We start from the raw sequence: 18,746 nt of genomic DNA on the forward strand, positions 1-18,746 counted from the left end.
GGGTACCCGTGCCGCGGCGGGTACCCGGTCTGTGGGGCAGCCGGTGCTGCGTTGTTCGTCTGCTAGACGTGCGGATCCACTGTTGCAGCCCGGCCGTTGCGTGCGGGACGTCCGCCGCGCCGGTTCCGGTCCCGCAGGTGGTCCAGCAGCGCCTGTTCGGGATGCCCGGGGTTCTCCGCGAGATGGCGCAGGAGCCGGCGCCGGACCTCCGATCGCGGATCAGCCGTGGCGAGCACGTTGTGGATAATATCCAGGACCTGTTGATGGAGCTCAGAGTCGTCCACCATCACAGTCGTCGGTTCGCCAAAAGGAGCGTCGACTGTCGCCCCCCACGGCGGGAGGGGTTCATACAGGTCGCGGAAATCCGTGTGCATCACTGGCTCCTTCTTGCGGGGAGAAACTGCTTCTGTGGATTGCCTCCGGGTACGCCTAGCCATTGCTGCTGCCACTCCTGCCGTTGTTGCTGGAGAGACCGCCTTTGTCATCGAGTTGGCTCGAGGACGTTGAATCGTCGGTGGGTGCCGGTGCCGGGGAAGTGACCTGGGCCGGCTCCACGAACTCGACGCCGGACTCCTCGGTGGAGAGCGGGGAGGAGGTGACACCGTTCAGGGGAGCCGATTTAAGCGCCGGTGACGTGGTCACGGGCGAGGCAGCGGGGTCAGTGGCTGGCGACAGCCGCCGATTTTCCGTGGATCCGTCAAGCTTCTGGACCGAGTGGCGGGGGGCCGCTTCGGTAACAATCACGCCCGGTTCCTGTCCTGTTGGAGCCCCGGCAACAGCCTGCGCCCAGACAGTTATTCCGGCGAAACCCACCAGCGGAATGCTCAGCAACGACCACTTCTTCATCGGCCGGCACACCTCCTTCGTGCATTCACTTTGAAGCGTGAAGGTGAGGCAGGGATGAGACGCGGATGAGAGTCTTCTCATCGCCGGGCGGGGCGGGCTCAGCGAGGTTAGGGGGTTTGAACCGGCCCACCATGGCCGTTCATGTCATCAACGGCAAGGGCCACGAGACGATAGCCCACGCCCCGGACGGTTTGGATGCGGTCCGCGCCCAGCTTGTGTCTCAGGTACCGTACGTATACGTCCACCACATTGGACGACCCCTCAAAGTGGTAGCCCCACACCCGGCTCAGAAGCTGCTCGCGGCTGAGCACCTTGCCGGCGTTCTCCATGAAGGTCCGCGCCATGACGAACTCCCTCGCGGACAGGTCGATCACGCGGCCGTGGATCTCTGCCGTGCGGAGGTTCACGTCGAGGGACAGGTCGCCGCAGACGAACGTCGGGGCGGAAGCCACAACCTGTGCGCCGCGGAGCCGGAGCTTGATGCGGGAGAGCAGTTCCTCGAACCGGAAGGGTTTGGTCATGTGGTCGTCCGCACCGCCGTCGAGCGCCGCCACGGTGCTCTCAAGGCTGTCTGCCGCCGTCAGCACGATCACCGGAATCGTTGAGTGCATGTTCCGGAGGTTCTTGAGGACGGTAAGACCGTCCATCCTCGGCATGGTGATGTCCAGGATGAGGAGGTCGAACTCCCCGGACGTCGCGTAATCAAGGGCCTTCACCCCGTCGAAGACCTGGGTGGTGGTGTAGCCGGCCGCTGTGAGGCCTTTGGCGAGGAAGGCCGCAATGCGGGGCTCGTCGTCGGCGATCAGGATCCGCGTCAAGGCGTACCTCCCGTCCGGATGGCCAGTTCAATGCCCGACGCCGGTCCGGCCAGCCTTGGTTTGCCGCCGCGGCGCCGTTTCTTGGGCCGCGCATCATCCTTAGTGTCGAAGCCCTCGGTGTCGCCGCCGGTGTCCGCCGCGGCGGAGCCATCGGTCTCATCGCTCTCATCCGTGCCGCCGGATGGTATTCGGAGGGCAAAGCGGCTGCCTTTGCCCTCCTCCGACTCCAGAAGTACAGTGCCGCCGTGTGCCTCGGCGATGGCTTTGACGATGGAAAGGCCCAGGCCCGAGCCTTCCATGGCCGCCGAGTTGCGGCCCTTGCCGAAGCGCTCGAATATGCGCTCATGCTCGTCCGCCGGAATGCCGGTGCCTGTGTCCGAAACCCAGATTTCCAGCTTCCTGGATCCGGAGTCCCGCGCTGCCGGCTCCCGCACAACTACTGCCCGCCCGCCCTGGGGAGCGCCGTCGTCGTCCTCTACCCAGGCGCCGCCAACGGATATCCGGTCCGACTCGGAGGTGTGGTTGACCGCGTTGGCGGCGAGCTGCTCCAGCGCCTGGGTGAGCCGGCGGCGGTCAGCGCGGATCAGGCCGCCAGGCCTGGCCTCCAGCCGCCACTGGCGCACGCCGAGGACCCGGACGCGGTTCAGGACGTCCTCCAGGAGGTCATCCGCCTCCACCCAGCCGGGCGTCACGAAGTCGGGCCGTCCGCTGCGGGCTAGTAGCAGCAGGTCATCCACCAGCACCTGCATCCGGTCAAGCTCGTCCAGGAGCAGCTCGCGGGTCTGGTCCACGTCGTCGGGGTCCCCGCTGCGGAGCAGCTCCAGGTAGCCGCGGATGATCGTCATGGGGGTGCGCAGTTCGTGGCTGGCGTCGTGGACGAAGCGGCGCTGGTTGTCTGATCCGGACTCCAGCCGTTCGAGCATCCGGTTGAAGTTCATGGCCAGCTGGGCGATGTCGTCGGTGCTGTCCGGCACTTCCACCCGCTTGGTCAGGTCCTCAAATGTCGTGGCCTCTGTGGCCTCGCGGAGCCGCCGGATGGGGCGCAGCAGCCGCCCGGTGACCAGGTAGCCCACCAAGCCGGTCATTGCGAGCGTCGCGGTGGACGCCAGGGCGAAGGTCCACATCGAAGCGAAAACCTCCGCGCGCTGGGCTCCGATCTCGCTCGAGGCAATCAGAAGCCCCTGGTCTCGGCGGCCGCCCGCCAGCGAAACCGACGTGATGGCCAGGCGGACCTGCCGGCCGTCGAGGTCGATGTCCCGCATCACGGTTTGACGGGGGACACTCCAATCCCACATGTTGTCGGTGATAGCGGCCGTGTTGAGCTTGGTCGGCTGGTCCCCGAAGGGCAGGATGACGCTGCGGCCGCGGACCACGGTCATCACCGACTCGTAGCCCCCGGGAGCCCCGCTCCGCAGATAAGTTGTAAACAGGCTGTTCAGGGAGGCATAAGTTGCGCCGGAGTTGGGTTGGCCGCGCTTGGCCAGCTCGTCCAGGTTCTTGCGCGGCAACTGGAGCTCGGCATTGACGCGGTCGTTGAGGCTGTTCAGCTGGGCGGCATGGGTGGCTGCGCCGGCGACAAACAGGCCCACGGCCATGAAGACGAGCAGCGTGGCCAGCAGCCGGAAGCGGACAGAATGTACTTCCGTGCGCAGTGCGCCGGCCGTGGTCATGGGATCACCCGGCCGAATCTGACGTGTGATGCACGTAACACGTCGCGAGGCAGGGCTGGCCACGCAGAATTTTTTTGAAATCCGGGGTCGCCGGCAAAGACGCTCATCGCCGAGTACTCGGAATACTTGGTTGTACCCGGCCCGGCCATGGTCTGTCTCATTGGATCACCCATTTCACGCTGATTCGGCGGTCCTCCGGGGACGAGGATCGCAATAGCACCGCTGTTACTGCGGTAATACGAATCTAGCCCCGGGTTCTTGGGAAAAACTTGGTGTTTCCGGCACCGCTGCATTCCCGGCAAGCGGTTCCAGGGGAGCCGGGGGCCGCCCCAGCCTGGTGGTGGGCCCCTTGATGCGAAAGCAACCAAGTAGTGGACCGGTCGAAATTCGAGTACCCGCTACTCGTGCCCACACTTGCGCGAGTGACAAGTATGAATCCAAGCCATTCATGGGGAATGCAGTTCATGGGGATAGTAGGTGCGCAAAATGGTACAAACTGTTGCAGAAGATACTCGTTGGTCCCGGAGGGTTAACGACGACGAGTACCTTCCGAACTCAATGGAAGACGCCGCTGGAACAACGAGGAAGTTGTCCATCAACATCCTGGGGCCGCTCCGTGTCCGCCGCGGCGGCGTGGAGATCGGATCCCACGAGCTTGGTGGGCCCAAGCCCCGCCAGGTCCTTGAAATCCTGTTGCTCAAGCTGGGGACCCCGGTCTCCAAGAATCACCTGATCGAAGTTTTGTGGAATGGACAGCCGCCGTCCGAGGCACTGTCCACTTTGGAAAGCTATGTCAGCGTCCTGCGCCGCCACCTTCAGCCCGGAAGCGGCAAGGGCGGAGCCCTCCGCACAGTCACTGGGGGGTACATGATCGACCGCACCATGGTTGACCTGGACCTCGATCGGTTCGATGAGCTTCTGAAGCAGGCGGGGCACGCCTCACCGGAGGAATCCTTCCGGCTGCTCGAGAAGGCCCTCGGCATCGCCTCCGTGCCGCTGCTCGGCGATGAGCTGCTGGCCGGCTGGGCAGAGGAAGAGCGTTCGCTCCACTCAGCCCGCGTTGCGAGTATCAAGGCACGGGCCGCGGAAGCAGCCGTCGCCGTCGGACACCCGGAGCGCGCAGTGGCCCTCGCCAGTGAACTGCTCGTGGACGATCCCATCAACGAGCGCGCCTGGACCGCCTTGATCCTGGGTCTGGAAGAATCCGGGCAGTACATGGAAGCACTGCGGGCCTACGGGCGCTGCCGCCGGGTCATGGACCAGGAGATCGGCTGCCTCCCCGGACGCCCGCTTCGGGAAGCGCACGCCCGGCTGCTCCAGGCAACAGCCGCCAGCGAGGATGACATGGACCTCACAGATTCGGGTGCCCAGCCACCGGCAACTTCCCAGGTCACCAGGGAAATCAGCATCCTGACCATCGACGACCACAGCACGTTCACCGAACTGCTGACGGCAGCCCTCGACCGCGAGCCCGACCTGCGGAGCGTCGCTTCGGCCACCACCGCCAAGAGCGGCGTGGAGCAGAGCATCGCCCTCAAGCCCGACGTCGTGATCATGGACTTCCACCTGCCCGACGGCGACGGTCTCACCGCCGCTGCCCGCATCCTGGCTGACGCCCCGGACACCCGGATCGTCATGCTCACCGGCGACCCGACGCCGGAAGCGCTGCGGACCGCCGCCTCGATGGGCATCTGCGCCTTCCTGCCGAAGGGCGGATCGCTGTCCACCCTGCTGGACACCCTCCGCTACGCCCGGGCCGGCAACATGGTGGTGCACCCCTCGCTGGTGGCCCAGTTGGGCATGTCCACCCCGGCTCCGGCCCCCGTGGCCCGGGAAGTGGAGCCCGGCGGACCCGTCCTGACGCCCCGGGAACTGGATGTGCTTCGGCTGATGGCCGGTGGCCACGGGTCGAAGGAAGTGGCCAGCAAGCTGGACATCTCCCTCAACACTTGCCGCGGCTACGTGAAGGCCATCTTCGCCAAGCTCGGAACCCACTCGCAGCTGGAATCGGTCATGGAAGCTTCACGGCGCGGCATGCTCGAGCAGCCGTCCAATGGCTAGGCCATCGCTCCGCAAACCTGCCTTGTTCCACCCGTTCGAATCGCCGGCCTACCACAATTCCGAGGTATTCAACGCCGTCCGGAGGTTCCTGCTGATGGGGCTGGTTGCCCTGGTGGTGGTCACCACCCCGGTGGCCTTCTGGATCTGGTCCGAGGCGGAACGCCATGCGCTGGAGAACTCCAAGGTGGCCACCGACCACCTGGCCAACAACGTTGTGGGTCCGCTGCTGGACAAGGAAGTCCTGTCCGGCGAGCCCACCGCCGTTGAGCGGCTCGACGAGCGCCTCCGCCCCTGGATGGGGGAGAGCTCGGTGTTCGAGATCAGGCTGTGGGACAAAGACGGGCGCATCGTCTATTCAGAGGACCCCAAGCTCATCGGCCAAACCTTCGGCCTGCCACATGAGGCGCAGGAAATCCTGGACGGCGGGGACGTCCCCGCAAACCTGGAGATGCAGAAGGACGAGGTCAACACGCCCAACGTCGAAAACGGCGAGCTCGTGGAGGTCTACGTGCCCGTCGTGGCTCCCGACGGGCAGAAACTGGTGTTTGAGTGCTATTACGACGACGACGGTGTCCGCCAGGAGCAGGCTGCCGTTCTGTTCGGCATGGTCCCGCCGTTCCTGCTGTCACTTGCCGTCCTGCAGCTCGCGCAGCTGTTCCCGGCCGTCCAGCTGGCCCGCAGGATCCAGGCCTACGAAGCCGGCCGGAGCCGCCTGCTTCGCCGGGCCATTGAAGCCTCCGAACTCGAGCGCCAGCGCATTGCCCGGGACCTGCACGACGAGGTGATCCAAGAGCTCTCGGGCCTGTCCTACGTGATGGAGTCTGAGGAACTGCACAGCCCGGTGGGCCAGCGGGCGCTGTTCTCCGACGCCCGGCGGATCCTGCAGGACAACGTCCGCAGCCTGCGGGCCATGACCAGCGAGCTGTACCCGCCGGACCTGAACCGTCTCGGCCTTTCCGGGGCGCTTGCCCGGCTCGGCGATCCGCTCGAGGAGCGCGGGATCAGCCTGGAGCTCGACCTGCCGCAGCAGTGTGAGCTGGACCGGGACCGCGCCGCACTGTTCTACCGGGTGGCCCGTGAGGCCCTGGCCAACACCGCCAAGCATTCCAGGGCGACCAAGGCTGAGCTTCACCTCCATCAGGACGGCCACCGTTCGGAGATCCGCATCCAGGACGACGGCTGCGGCTTCGACCAGAGCCAGGGGTCGCCGGAAGGACACTTCGGCCTGCGCATCATGAAGGACACCATTGGCGAGGCCGGCGGCACGCTCCAGTTGATGTCAGCTCCCGGACGGGGCACCACGGTGATCGCGCGCTTCGGAGTCGGGGGCACCAAGCTTCCGGCCGCCGCCGAGCACGAACAAGCACCGGTTCCCTCGGTATGACTTTCTGATTGGTGGCGGGCGCGCCGGTACAGTGAATCCATGCCTCTCCCGTACCCGCCCCTCGAGGAACTGCTGCAGGGCGCCCGCGTGGTGGTTCTGCCAATGCGGGTGAAGTTCCGCGGGATCCTGGAACGCGAAACGCTGCTCCTCCGCGGTCCAGTGGGATGGGGCGAATTTGGCGCGTTCCCCGAGTACGGCGACGCCGAGGCCTCCCGCTGGCTTGCCGCCGCCATCGAGGCCGGCTGGCAAGGTTTCCCTGAGCCACTGCGGACCAGCATCCCCGTCAACGCCACCGTGCCCGCCATTCAAGCGGAACGGGTACCGGAAATACTGGCCCGGTTCGGCCGCGTGGACGCCGTGAAGGTCAAGGTGGCAGAACGCGGCCAGACGCTCGACGACGATGCAGCCCGCGTCGCTGCTGTCCGCGCCGCGCTTCCGGAGGCTGCCATCCGTGTGGACGCCAACGGCGGCTGGGACGTTCCGGCGGCGGTGGAGGCACTGACCCGACTGTCCGACGTCGGGCTCGAGTACGCTGAGCAGCCCGTGCCGGAGATCGAGGGCCTGGCGGAGGTGCGCCGGCGGCTCCGCGCGGCGGGCGTGCAGGTGCTGATCGCGGCCGACGAAAGTGTCCGCAAGGAAGACGATCCCCTCAAGGTGGCGCGGGCCGGTGCGGCAGACCTCCTCGTCGTGAAGGTGGCGCCGCTCGGGGGAGTCCGGCGCGCGCTGGAATTGGTCGCGCAAGCCGGGATGCCCGCCGTCGTGAGTTCCGCCCTCGATACCTCCGTGGGGATCCGGGCTGGGCTCGCGCTCGCCGCCGCACTGCCGGAACTGCCCTATGCGTGCGGGCTGGGAACAGTGTCGCTGCTCGCCGCGGATGTGATTACCGAGCCGTTGGTGGCCGACGACGGCGCCATCACCCTGCGCGATGCCGTCGCCGACGAGGGGCTGCTTGAGCAGTACGCCGCCCCGTCCGAGCGCCGGGAATGGTGGCTCGCCCGGCTCCGCCGCGCCTACGCCGTTCTGTCCGACCCGGCCTAACCCCCTCCCAACAAACGCGTCCTCAGGTCCTGCGGGCTTTCCCGCGACGCGTCCTCACGTCCTGTCGCGTTTTCCTGCAACGCTTCCTCACGTCCTGTCGCGGTTTCCTGCAACGCTTCCTCAGGTCCTGCGGGCTTTCCCGCGACGCGTCCTCATCAGCATGCCGAGTTCACCGGATCTTCATCTGAGTGTCGGCTTCCGGTTGGCTTTCGCTGGCAGGGTGGCGGTGCCGCAACTAAACCCTTGGAAGGTCTCTCTCCCATGTCTGAAATCTCCGGACGCAAGTTCGCACTGCTGCCCATGCTCGGCCACACCAAAGGCAAGCGCAGCCCTGTCACCTGCGCGCTCAAATGCGACAACGCTTGCGCGGGCGACGTCTGCAACACGAGCTCGAACAGCTACTTCCGCGACATTGCCTCCACCACGCTGTCCCGCCGCGCCGCCCTGGGCTTCGGCGCCGCCGGTGCCCTCGCCGTCGTACTCGGCGGTGCCGTGACGTCCAGTGAGAAGGCCGTTGCCGACGGCGGCACGGGACTGGCTGCCGCCGCGAGGAACGGTTTTGGCCCGGGCGCGTCCAAGCTGCAGTTCACCGCCATCCCTTCCATTGCGTCCGACGTTGACGCCGTGACGGTGCCGGCAGGATTCACCTGGCAGCCCGTGATCCGCTGGGGCGACCCGATCTTCAAGGACGCCCCGGCGTTCGAGCTGGGCAACCAGACCGCAGCAGCACAGGAGCGCCAGTTCGGCTACAACAACGACTACTCGGATATCCTCGAGATCCCCGGAAGCAAGGGCAGGCGTGCGCTGCTGTTCGCGAACCACGAATACACCAACGAGAACATCATGTTCCCTGCCAGCATGCCCGCAGACCAGGTGCGGGCGGTGGGTGCGGCTGCCCACGGCCTGACCGTCGTCGAGTTGGAGCGCAAGAACAAGAACAAGCCTTGGAGCTACGTCCAGGGCGCTCCGCTGAACCGCCGCTACCTGAACAGCACCCGCTACGAGCTGACCGGACCCGTTGCCGGCTCGGACCTGGTCAAGACCGTGGCCGACCCGGAGGGCCGCTGGATCAACGGCACGCTGGGCAACTGTTCCGGCGGAACCACCCCGTGGGGCACCGTCCTCTCGGGCGAGGAAAACTTCAACGGTTACTTCGTCGCTGCGGGTACGTCCGCCTCGGACAAGCGCTACGGCCTCACCAACAAGGCCACGGCGCGGCAGTGGGAGCTGGACGATCCCCGCTTCAACGCCACCAACCGTGGCTACGAGAACGAAACAAACCGCTTCGGCTGGATTGTGGAAGTGGACCCGTTCGACCCCACGTCCACGCCGAAGAAGCACTCATCGCTGGGCCGTTTCAAGCACGAGGGCGCCAACGTGATCGTGGCCAAGTCCGGCCACGTGGTGGCTTACATGGGTGACGACGAGCGCTTCGACTACCTCTACAAGTTCGTCTCCAAGGCCAAGTACCGCGAGGGCGACCGCAAGCACAACATGACGCTCCTCTCCGAGGGCGACCTGTACGTTGCCAAGTTCACCGGCAGCGCCCCGGCCGCGGAGATCGACGGCAACGGCTCCGTTCCTTCGGACGGCTCCTTCGACGGCACCGGCGAATGGCTGCCGCTGGTGGCCGGCGGCAAGTCCATGGTGGGCGGCATGTCCGTCGAGGAAGTGCTCGTGTACACCCGATTGGCTGCGGACAAGGTGGGCCCCACCAAGATGGACCGCTGCGAGGACGTCCAGCCCAGCCTGCACACCGGCAAGGTCTACGTCGCGTGCACCAACAACTCGGACCGCGGCAAGCCCGGCAAGGAAGGCGCCACCGAGGTCAACCCGCGCAACGAAAACCGCGACGGCCACATCGTCGAAATCACGGAGACCGGCGACCAGACCTCCACCAAGTTCACCTGGAACCTGCTGATGGTCTGCGGCGATCCCTCCACCGGCGACGTCACCTACTTCTCCGGCTTCCCGGCCGACCAGGTCTCGCCGATTTCCTGCCCGGATAACCTGGCCTTCGACTCCGTGGGCAACCTCTGGATCTCCACCGACGGCGCCCCCTCCGGCATCGGCAAGGCTGACGGTCTGTTCAAGGTCACCCTGGATGGTCCCGAGCGCGGCCGCGTGGAGCAGTTCCTCGCAGTGCCCCGCGATGCCGAAACCTGCGGGCCGATCGTCCACGACACCGAGCGCAGCGTTTTCGTTTCCGTGCAGCACCCGGGCGAGGAGGGCACCTTCGAGGCGCCGCACTCCTACTTCCCCGACTACGTTGCCGCCGGTGCGACTGCCCGCCCGGGTCAGGTGCGGGCTCCCCGCCCGGCCGTGATCCAGGTGTTCCGCTCTTAGGCTCCTTCTGGTTCTGTACCAAACGCTTACTCACATCTGGTCGGGCTTTTCCCGACGCTCCATCAGATCCTGCCGCTTTTCGGTCGACGCGTCCTCACTTTCCTTGGGAAAGTGAGGACGCGTTGGCGCTTGACCGGCAGGATGTGAGGACGCGTTGGTGGTTAACCGGAAGGATGTGAGGAAGCGTTGGTGGTGTGGTTAACCGGAAGGATGTGAGGAAGCGTTTGGTGTTTGGCGGCAGGATCTGATGGAGGGTCTGTTGGTGGCAGACTGGTTCGGTGACTTCGCACGAACCCACTGAGCCGTCCGCATACACCATCGGCACCCCTGCAGACCCTGCCGGCACTGCCCAACCGGAGCAGCAACCGGCAGCTTCCACGGCCAACCCCGAACCCACGCTGACGTCCATGGCTTCCGCACGGATTGCCGTCGCGACGCTGCTCGACGGCGGCATCCGCTACGTCGTTGTAGCCCCGGGTTCGCGGTCCGCCCCTATGGCTTACGCACTGGCAGAGGCCTCGGCGGCGGGGAAAGTCGAATTGCTGGTCCGGATCGATGAGCGTTCGGCGGGCTTCACAGCACTCGGCCTGGCCCTGGCCACCGGCGCACCGGTGGCCGTGCTGACGACGTCGGGGACCGCCGTCGGGAATCTCCTCCCCGCGGTGATGGAGGCCAACCACGCCGCCGTACCGCTGGTGGTGCTCTCGGCCGACCGCCCGGAAGAGTTGCGCGGCACAGGCGCGAACCAGACCACCGTCCAGCTCGACCTCTTTGGCGAGCATGTCCGCTTCGCCGTGGACATTCCCGCCGGCGAGAGTCCGCAGCGTGCGGTGGAAACATCGCTTGCCGCTGCGACGGGTGCCTTCGAGGACACACCGCCGGGACCGGTACAGCTCAACCTCGCCTTCCGCGACCCTTTGGTGCCCGGGACGGGGGAGCGGCTGCCCGAACAGCGCGGCCACGGAACCTTCCGGATCGGCACCGAACCGCTCACCATGACCCTCGATCCCGCCCCGGCTGACCTTCCGGAACGGCACACCGTGGTCCTTGCCGGGCACGACGCCGGTCCGGTCGCCGAGGCGTTCGCCCGCGCCCACGGGCTGCCGCTACTGGCCGAGCCGTCGTCCAACTCCCGTTTCGGGCCCAACGCCGTGGGACCCTACCGCCTGCTGCTGGAGCACTTCGGCCCGGACTCGGCGCTGCCCATCGAGCGTGCCGTGGTGTTCGGGCGCCCCACGCTTTCCCGGCCAGTGTCGGCGCTGCTGGCCCGGACGGACATCCCGGCAGCCCTGTATGAGCCGGTGCCGGTCGCCTGGTACGAGCCGGGGCGGCGCCGGGAAACGCCGATCGCCAGCCTGGCTGAACTCGCCGAGTTCGCCGGCCGGGGCTCGTCCGCCTGGCTCGACGCCTGGCTGCTCGCAGGCGCCGCGGCCCAGCATGCCGTCGACGGCATACTTGCCGCGGCAGAGGCCGCCACCGGTCCCGCCGTCGGCTCCCTGGTCTGGCAGCACGCCCGCGGCCAGCTGGTCCTCGGCTCATCGAACGGCATCCGCGACGTCGACCTGGCCGGCCAGCCCGCACACGAGCCGTACGCAACGGTCTTCGCCAGCCGGGGCCTCGCCGGGATCGACGGCACCATCTCCACCGCCACCGGCATCGCCCTGGGCGGCCACCAGGAAACCACCCTGCTGCTCGGTGACGTCACCTTCCTGCACGACGCCGGCGGCCTCTTCCTCGGCGCAGGCGAGGAACAGCCGCAGCTGCGCATCGTCGTGCTCAACGACTCTGGCGGGGCCATCTTCAGCCTCCTGGAACACGGCGCAGTCGCCGGGTCCGGCGGCTACGGAGACGCCGTCGAACGCCTCTTCGGCACCCCGCACTCGGTGGACATCGCGGCACTCGCCGCAGCGTACGGCGTCGGACACTGCTCCGTGAGTACGACGGCGGGACTCGCCGAGGCGCTGGCCGCACCGTTCCCGGGACGCACCATCATCGAGGTGCGCACGGACCGGCACGAACTCCGCGCCCTGCATGGCAGGATCAAGGCTGCAGTAGGTTCGGCGGTGGCCGGGGTGCTTGCCGGCTAGGAGCTGGAACTGGCCCGGCGGGCCGCCCAAAACTCCCGGTAATGCAGAACTGCCCTGGGGCTACTGGCCTAACCGGTGGCACCTAGCGTCTTTCGCCGCGGATCCGGTGCCGCGACCGGGACCCGGTCCCGCGACGCGGCTCCGGCCCCTGGACGCGGGTCCGGCCCCGCGACCGGGATTGTGAGGCGAGACGCGCACATGCGGGTGTCCCCAGGTCACATCGGTGTCTTCAGGCAAGGTCCCTGTCCTCAGCAGTTTCAGCACCGGGCCGAAAATGCGTCCTGAGCCAGGAACGGTGTGCTTCATACGGCAGGAGATTGTCCACATAGGCGTAACTGGCCCTTCAGCGGCAGCAAGTCAGCGTGGAACTCTGTCCGCATGACGACACTTCCCCGGCTGATTCTGACCAAGAACTTGACCCGTATCGGAGCCAACCCGCGTCCGCTGTCGGCTGATGCCAAATCGGGCAGACTGGTGCGCATCCGGCAGGGCGTTTATGTTGATGCGGCGGCATGGAACGGGTTGCAGGGATCGGAGCGGTACAGGCTTCGGATTGAGGCCGTGGCCGAGACCTGCATGGCTCCCACGATCTTTTCCCATCACTCTGCAGCGTCGCCGTGGGGCGTGCCAACCATTCAGCGGGGCCAGCCGGTTCACGCCTTAACAACTTTCCATGGCGGCGGCCGGTCCCGGGCAGGCGTACGGCGCCACCTGGTTGACCCCGAAAGAATCGATGCCGAGGAACTGGATGGGCTCCTGGTCACGTCGCGCATCACAACCGTGCTTGATCTCGCGGCGTTCGTTCCGTTCGCCGAGGCACTCGTGCCACTGGATCACGTGCTCAAGCCTGACGACGCGCGGGGCTTCGCGGCCCTCAGCAAGGAGCAGTTGCTCGCCGCGCTGCCGGGTCGATATGTCCCGGCTTTTGAAAGGCGGGTACGAATTGCCATCGAGTTAGCCGACTCAGCGGCGGGCTCTGCCGGAGAATCGTACAGCCGCGGCCTAATTCACGCGGCCGGTTTCGCCCCGCCGGCCCTGCAGTATGAGCTGCGGGATCCAACAGGACGGGTGGGCTACTCAGACTTTTACTGGGCGGAGAGCCGAACGGTGGGGGAGTTCGACGGCATCGCCAAGTACCAGAAGCCCGAATTCCTTAAGGGGCGCACGCCGGGGCAGGCGGTGGTCGACGAGAAGATGCGCGAGGATCGCATCCGGGCAACGGGCCGCAACGTGGTCCGGTGGGTGTGGGCCGACCTGTGGTCGCCGGGCGAATTGGAACGAAAACTGTCGGCGGCGGGGGTGCCGCGCCGTCGTCGTTCCTCCCAGGGACAGGCAAATGATGCCGAGACACCGAAACGGTCCGGGGACACCCGATAATGAGCGTCCCCGGACCGTTTCGGCGTCCTGCTTGCGTTCCCGGGTCCTGCGAGCGTTCCCGCGTCCTGCGAGCGTGCCGGTGTTGCCTGGGTGGGAGGAGCTTACTCCGCGATCTCGATGTGCGTCGGGTCCAGCACGCGGCGGAGGAATTCCTTGGTGCGGCCCTGGGTGGGGGACGAGATGACGTGTTCGGCCACCCCTTCCTCGACCACCACGCCGCCGTCCATGAACACCACGCGGTCCGCGACTTCGCGGGCGAAGCCCATCTCGTGCGTCACCACGAGCATGGTCATGCCTTCCTTGGCCAGGTTCCTCATGACCGAGAGCACGTCGCCCACGGTTTCAGGGTCGAGAGCCGAGGTGGGCTCGTCGAAGAGCATCAGCTCGGGGTCCATGCTCAGCGCGCGGGCGATGGCCACACGCTGCTGCTGGCCGCCGGAGAGCTGGTCCGGGAACCGGTCCGCGAGGTGCCCCAGCCCCACGCGCTCAAGGTTGGCGCGGGCTATCTTGTCCGCTTCGGCCTGCGGGCGCTTCAGCACCTTGGTCTGGGCGATCGTGCAGTTGCGCAGCGCGTTGAGGTGCGGAAACAGGTTGAACTGCTGGAACACCATGCCCACTTTGCGGCGCATCTTGTCGATGTCCACGTCCGGGTCGGTGGCATCGAAGCCGCCCACGTGGATGCTGCCTTCATTGGGCTGTTCCAGTAGGTTGACGCACCGCAGCAGGGTGGACTTGCCGGAACCGGACGGACCGATCAGGCACACCACTTCGCCCGGCGCGACGTCCAGGCTGATGCCCTTGAGGACCTCGTTGGAGCCGTACGATTTGCGCAAATCCTTGATGGCCACACCGGCGGCGTGGACGCGCCCGCTCTGGGTGCGGGAGTGAATTTCGACGTCGTTCATGACTTCCCTGCCTAACGCTTGGTCCGCGCGGAGCGGCTTTCGAACTTCCGGGCCAGGAGGCTCAGCGGGATGGTGACCACGAGATAGAACGCGCCGGCCACGAGGAGCGGAGTGAGTCCTGCACCGAGGCTGGAGATGCCGTCGCGGCCAAACTTGGTGAGTTCGTACTGCGCCGCCGTCAGGCCCAGCACGTAGATCAGCGATGAGTCCTTGGTCAGCAGGATGACCTCGTTGGTCAGCGGCGGGAGGACAATCCTGAAAGCCTGCGGGATGACGATCGTGACCATGGCCCGCCACTGCGGCATGCCCAGTGACCGCGCGGCTTCCATCTGGCCCTTGGGCACGGCCTGCAACCCGGCACGAAGCGTCTCGGCGATGTAGGCGGCCGCCACCATGCCCAGTGAAACCATCACCACGACGGCCACGTTCCACTGGACACCGAACGCGAGCGGGACGCCGTAGCCGAAGGCGATGAAGACCAGCAGCGCCGGGATGCCGCGGAAGAACTCAATGTAGCCCGTGGCGATCCAGCGGTACAACGGGAAGCTGGAGAGCTTCATGAGGGCCAGCAGCAGGCCCCCGGACAGGCCCACGATGAACCCCAGGAACGTGTAGATCAGGGTGTTTTTCAGGCCCGAGAAGAAGATGTCCGGGAACATCGGTCCGATCTTGCCGAAGTTGAAGACGTTGGTGGTGAGGGTCTTCCAGTCGGTGGCCAGGATCAGTGCGGCCACGGCCACAACGAAAATCCCTGCCTGGACGTACAGACTTACTCTGGCCCGCTGTCGTGCGGTCATTGCCATGGTGTACTCACATTCGTTTTGCGCAGTGGAGGCCCCGCACGGACTGCTGAACAGATCCCGGACGAGGCCCCTGCCGCGTAGGTGTCAGGCGCGCCGGTTACTTAGTGGCTTCGCCGAACCAGGTGGTCTCGAACTTCTTGAGGCTTCCGTCGTCGGTCAGGCGCTTCAGCGTCGTGTTGACCTGGTCGAGCATGGCGGTGTTGCCCTTCTTGACCGCGATGCCGAGCTTTTCCCCGGTGGCGTAGTTCTCGACACGCTTGAACTTGGAGTCATCCTTGATGGCGTAGCCGAGGACCGACTGGTTGCCCAGGGCGGCTTCGATGGTGCCGGCCTTGAGCGCCTGGACCAGGAGGCCAGTGTCCTCAAACTGCTGTGCGTCGATGCCCTTGTCCTTCGCGTACTTGGCACCCGTGGTGGCCTGCTGGACGCCAACCTTCTTGCCCTTGGCGCCGTCGACGTTCGTGATGCCGGAGGCCTCGGATGCCACGAGGGTCAGGTCGTCGTTCAGGTAGGGGTCGGAGAAGTCCATGAGGGCCTTGCGGGTATCCGTGATGGAAATGGAGGAGATGGAGACGTCGCAGCCAGTCAGTGCGGTGCCGGTCTCGATGGCCTCGAAGGAGCTGTCCACCACGTTGACTTCGGCCTTCATGTCCTTGGCCAGTTCGCCGGCGATGTCCATGTCGAAGCCCACGATCTTGCCATCCTTCTGGAATTCGAAGGGCTCGTAGGGGACGTCGGAGCAGATGGTGAGCTTTCCGGCATTGATGAGCTGCACGCCGCTGCTGCTGGTGGCAGCCGGGGTGGAGCCGCCGCCGCCGCAAGCGGTGAGGCTGATGGCCCCGACGGCGAGGATTGCGGCTGCCTTGGCGCTGAGTTTGGCCGTGGCACGGGACTTGAGCTGCATTTCTTTACCTTTTGTTGCAGGGGTATGCGGAACTAAATCGGTTCATAGTGTATCGCCGAAGAGGAGATGTGCATCACAGAAAACTAAGTTTCACTATTTGATAACTAAACCACAGCGTTTTTCAAGGGCTTTAATCGTAGGCCTGTCCGGAATCCCGGACGCTCTGATCTCGGCAATAGGGCGTCCGGCCGGATGGCCGGCGAGATCAGATCAGCTGCTGATCCCCAGTGACTCCAGCATCGGCCGGAACTTGGCCCATGTCTCCGCGAGCTCCGCCTCCGGCTGCGAGCCCTCGACGATGCCGCAGCCGGCATATAGCCGGACGGTAGTGGGTGACTCGATGACGGCGCCGCGCAACGCGATGCCCCACTCGCCGTTGCCCGCGGCGTCCAGCCAGCCCACCGGGCCGGCATACGGGCCTCGGTCCAGGTGTTCGAGTTTCCGGATCAGCGCCCCGGCAACCTGCGTGGGTGTGCCGCACACGGCGGCGGTGGGGTGCAGCGCGTTGATCAGCGCAAGGCAGGTGGGAACGTGGCCCTCCACCTCGGTGAGCTCGGCCTTGACGTCGGAAGCGAGATGCCACACGTTGGGCAGCTCCAGGATGAACGGCTCGTCGTGCGCATTCATGGCCTCGGAGAAGGGTGCGAGCTGGGTGGTCAGCGATTGGATGGCGATCTCGTGCTCATGCCGCTGCTTCTCCGAACCGGCCAGGACCCGCTCGGCATAGTCAAGCGGCAGCCCGGCCTCGCCCACGGCGTCCCGACGGTCCAGCGTCCCGGCGAGCACGCGGGCCTGGGCCGTGCGGCCCTCCACCTGGATGAGCATTTCTGGAGTCGCCCCCACGAGGCCGTCGACGCCGTAGGTCCAGCATTCCCGGTAACGGCCGGCCAGCTGCCGCAGCACCTCGGCGGCGTTCACGCCTCCGGGGACCGTCGCCACGATGTCCCGGGCCAGCACCAGCTTCTCCAGCTTCCCGGTCCGGATCTCGGTCACGCCGGCGCTGACAGCGTCCATCCAGTCCTCCTCGCTGAGGGATCCGGTTTTCAGCGTGGCCTGATCCGGGCGCGCGGCCGGGTCTGGAAGTTCGACGGCGGCAACGGGTTCCGCGGTCGGCCCGCCGCCCGCGGGGGAGCCGTCCGTAACGGCGCCGACGGCGGCAGCCGGGTCCGACTCCAGCCACCCCTTCAGGGCGGCGAACGCGCCTGCCTCGGTGAGTTCGCCGTCGTTGGCCGTTATTTGGGTGAGCCAGGCGCGGCCGTCGCGGACGCCCACCACGATCTCCGGCACGATCAGGCGGGATTCGTGGTCTGAAGCCTTGGAGAACGCGAAGGACCCGAACGCCACCGGGCCGGTGCCGGGGCGCTCCACATGGTCGGTGATGTCAGCCTCGATGACCAGGTGACGCCACCAGATGTCCGCCTCGAGGAACCGCTCGGGGCCGGTGGCAGTGAAGCGCGCCGCTTCGCCGAAGCCCACGAGCCCGGCCTCGCGCCGCGTCCAGCAGAGAACGTCGTCCCGCACCAGATACGACGGCAGCCCCTCCGGAGCCGATTCTCCATCCAAAGGGACTGTCAGGGTGCGGAGCGTTCTGGTCATGATGGGTCAACACTACTCCGGCGCAGTAATTTCAGGTGATTCTGGGTGATCCCGGGTGATCCAGCCCGGCCACCACGCCCGGCGGCGGCCGTGTCACGGAGCCTGCGGAACTTTTGAGACAATGACATGGTGAACCGAGCATCCTTGGATAAGCGTCCGGACGAAGTAGCCACGATGTTTGACGACGTCGCACCCAAATACGACGTCGTCAACGATGTCCTCTCAATGGGGCAGACGCGCCGGTGGCGCAAGGTTGTGGTCGAAGCCATGGACGTGCGGGCAGGCCAGCGGGTGCTGGACCTGGCCGCCGGAACAGGAACGTCCAGCGAGCCATATGCCGATGCGGGCATAGACGTGGTGGCCTGCGATTTCTCCCTCGGCATGCTCAAGGTAGGCAAGCGCCGCCGCCCCGACATCGACTTCATTGCCGGTGACGCCACCAACCTGCCCTTCGCCGACAACACCTTCGATGCCAGCACCATCTCCTTCGGGCTGCGCAACGTCAACGAGCCCAAGAAGGCCCTGGCCGAGATGCTCCGGGTGACTAAGCCGGGCGGCAAGCTGGTCATCGCCGAGTTCTCGCAGCCCGTCGTTCCGCTGTGGCGCACCATGTACACCGAGTACCTCATGCGTGCCCTGCCCGCCATCGCCACCAAGGTGTCCTCCAACCCGGATGCGTACGTCTACCTGGCCGAGTCCATCCGGGCCTGGCCGGACCAGGACAACCTCGCCGCGTGGCTGCAGGACGCCGGCTGGGAAGATGTCACCTACCGCAACCTGAGCGGCGGCATCGTGGCCGTCCACCGCGCCCACAAGCCCGTCACGGGCAACGGCTCGGCGGAAGCCATCGCAGCCCACACCGGCCCGGTGGCCAAACTTCGCCGCAACCTTCCGCGGACCGCCCGCTGACA

Annotated in this window: 15 protein-coding genes; 7 read left to right on the forward strand and 8 right to left on the reverse strand. The window is 66.4% G+C overall.

Translation table 11 applies throughout. From position 1 onward, the window contains the following. Nucleotides 1–62 precede the first annotated feature (62 nt). From CXZ05_RS03995 to CXZ05_RS04010, 4 genes are all read right to left on the reverse strand, one after another. Nucleotides 63–374, reverse strand: a complete 312-nt coding sequence (locus CXZ05_RS03995; protein WP_102971330.1) for a hypothetical protein — start codon at nt 372–374, stop codon at nt 63–65. 55 nt (nt 375–429) lie between these two features. After that, nucleotides 430–846 (reverse strand): hypothetical protein, encoded by a 417-nt coding sequence (locus tag CXZ05_RS04000; protein ID WP_102971331.1) that lies wholly within the window; start codon nt 844–846, stop codon nt 430–432. Between the two features lie 107 nt (nt 847–953). Next, nucleotides 954–1,664: a response regulator transcription factor gene (locus tag CXZ05_RS04005; protein WP_102971332.1), complete on the reverse strand. Its 711-nt coding sequence runs from the start codon at nt 1,662–1,664 to the stop codon at nt 954–956. After that, the gene (locus CXZ05_RS04010; protein ID WP_102971333.1) at nt 1,661–3,334 is read right to left on the reverse strand and encodes a cell wall metabolism sensor histidine kinase WalK; all 1,674 of its coding nucleotides are present in this window, start codon (nt 3,332–3,334) and stop codon (nt 1,661–1,663) included. The genes CXZ05_RS04005 and CXZ05_RS04010 overlap by 4 nt, the downstream gene beginning before the upstream one ends. 486 nt (nt 3,335–3,820) lie before the next feature. Here CXZ05_RS04010 and CXZ05_RS04015 point away from each other — a divergent pair, with 486 nt between their 5' ends. The 6 genes from CXZ05_RS04015 to CXZ05_RS04040 all read left to right on the forward strand — a co-directional run bounded on the left by CXZ05_RS04015 (nt 3,821) and on the right by CXZ05_RS04040 (nt 13,627). Next, nucleotides 3,821–5,395, forward strand: a complete 1,575-nt coding sequence (locus CXZ05_RS04015) for a BTAD domain-containing putative transcriptional regulator (protein WP_102971334.1) — start codon at nt 3,821–3,823, stop codon at nt 5,393–5,395. Continuing rightward, nucleotides 5,388–6,779, forward strand: coding sequence for a sensor histidine kinase (locus CXZ05_RS04020; RefSeq protein WP_102971335.1), 1,392 nt, complete (start codon nt 5,388–5,390; stop codon nt 6,777–6,779). The genes CXZ05_RS04015 and CXZ05_RS04020 overlap by 8 nt, the downstream gene beginning before the upstream one ends. 39 nt (nt 6,780–6,818) lie before the next feature. Beyond that, complete coding sequence (locus CXZ05_RS04025; protein ID WP_102971336.1) at nt 6,819–7,817, forward strand: o-succinylbenzoate synthase; 999 nt, start codon at nt 6,819–6,821, stop codon at nt 7,815–7,817. Nucleotides 7,818–8,078: 261 nt separating this feature from the next. After that, nucleotides 8,079–10,163, forward strand: coding sequence for a PhoX family phosphatase (locus tag CXZ05_RS04030; RefSeq protein WP_102971337.1), 2,085 nt, complete (start codon nt 8,079–8,081; stop codon nt 10,161–10,163). A gap of 407 nt (nt 10,164–10,570) precedes the next feature. Then, nucleotides 10,571–12,250 carry a 2-succinyl-5-enolpyruvyl-6-hydroxy-3-cyclohexene-1-carboxylic-acid synthase gene (menD, locus tag CXZ05_RS04035; RefSeq protein ID WP_102971567.1) on the forward strand — a complete coding sequence of 560 codons (1,680 nt, stop codon included), beginning with the start codon at nt 10,571–10,573 and terminating at the stop codon, nt 12,248–12,250. Nucleotides 12,251–12,628: 378 nt separating this feature from the next. Then, entirely contained in the window at nt 12,629–13,627 is a 999-nt protein-coding gene (locus CXZ05_RS04040; RefSeq protein ID WP_102971338.1) for a hypothetical protein, read from the forward strand. Between the two features lie 101 nt (nt 13,628–13,728). On the opposite strand, the gene CXZ05_RS04045 is transcribed toward CXZ05_RS04040, so the two are convergent. The 4 genes from CXZ05_RS04045 to CXZ05_RS04060 form a co-directional block, all read right to left on the reverse strand. Next, a complete protein-coding gene (locus CXZ05_RS04045; RefSeq protein WP_102971339.1) occupies nt 13,729–14,532 on the reverse strand; it encodes an amino acid ABC transporter ATP-binding protein in 804 nt (267 codons plus the stop codon). Nucleotides 14,533–14,543: 11 nt separating this feature from the next. Then, nucleotides 14,544–15,335 (reverse strand): amino acid ABC transporter permease, encoded by a 792-nt coding sequence (locus CXZ05_RS04050; RefSeq protein WP_102971340.1) that lies wholly within the window; start codon nt 15,333–15,335, stop codon nt 14,544–14,546. Nucleotides 15,336–15,432: 97 nt separating this feature from the next. Further along, complete coding sequence (locus CXZ05_RS04055; protein WP_102971341.1) at nt 15,433–16,239, reverse strand: ABC transporter substrate-binding protein; 807 nt, start codon at nt 16,237–16,239, stop codon at nt 15,433–15,435. 210 nt (nt 16,240–16,449) lie between these two features. Further along, nucleotides 16,450–17,835 carry an isochorismate synthase MenF gene (locus CXZ05_RS04060; protein WP_102971342.1) on the reverse strand — a complete coding sequence of 462 codons (1,386 nt, stop codon included), beginning with the start codon at nt 17,833–17,835 and terminating at the stop codon, nt 16,450–16,452. Between the two features lie 129 nt (nt 17,836–17,964). Between CXZ05_RS04060 and CXZ05_RS04065 the strand changes: the two genes are divergently transcribed. Then, entirely contained in the window at nt 17,965–18,744 is a 780-nt protein-coding gene (locus tag CXZ05_RS04065) for a demethylmenaquinone methyltransferase (RefSeq protein ID WP_180987276.1), read from the forward strand. The last annotated feature ends 2 nt before the right edge of the window (nt 18,745–18,746 follow it).

This window comes from Arthrobacter sp. AFG20 (assembly GCF_002892795.1).
Lineage (GTDB): Bacteria > Actinomycetota > Actinomycetes > Actinomycetales > Micrococcaceae > Arthrobacter.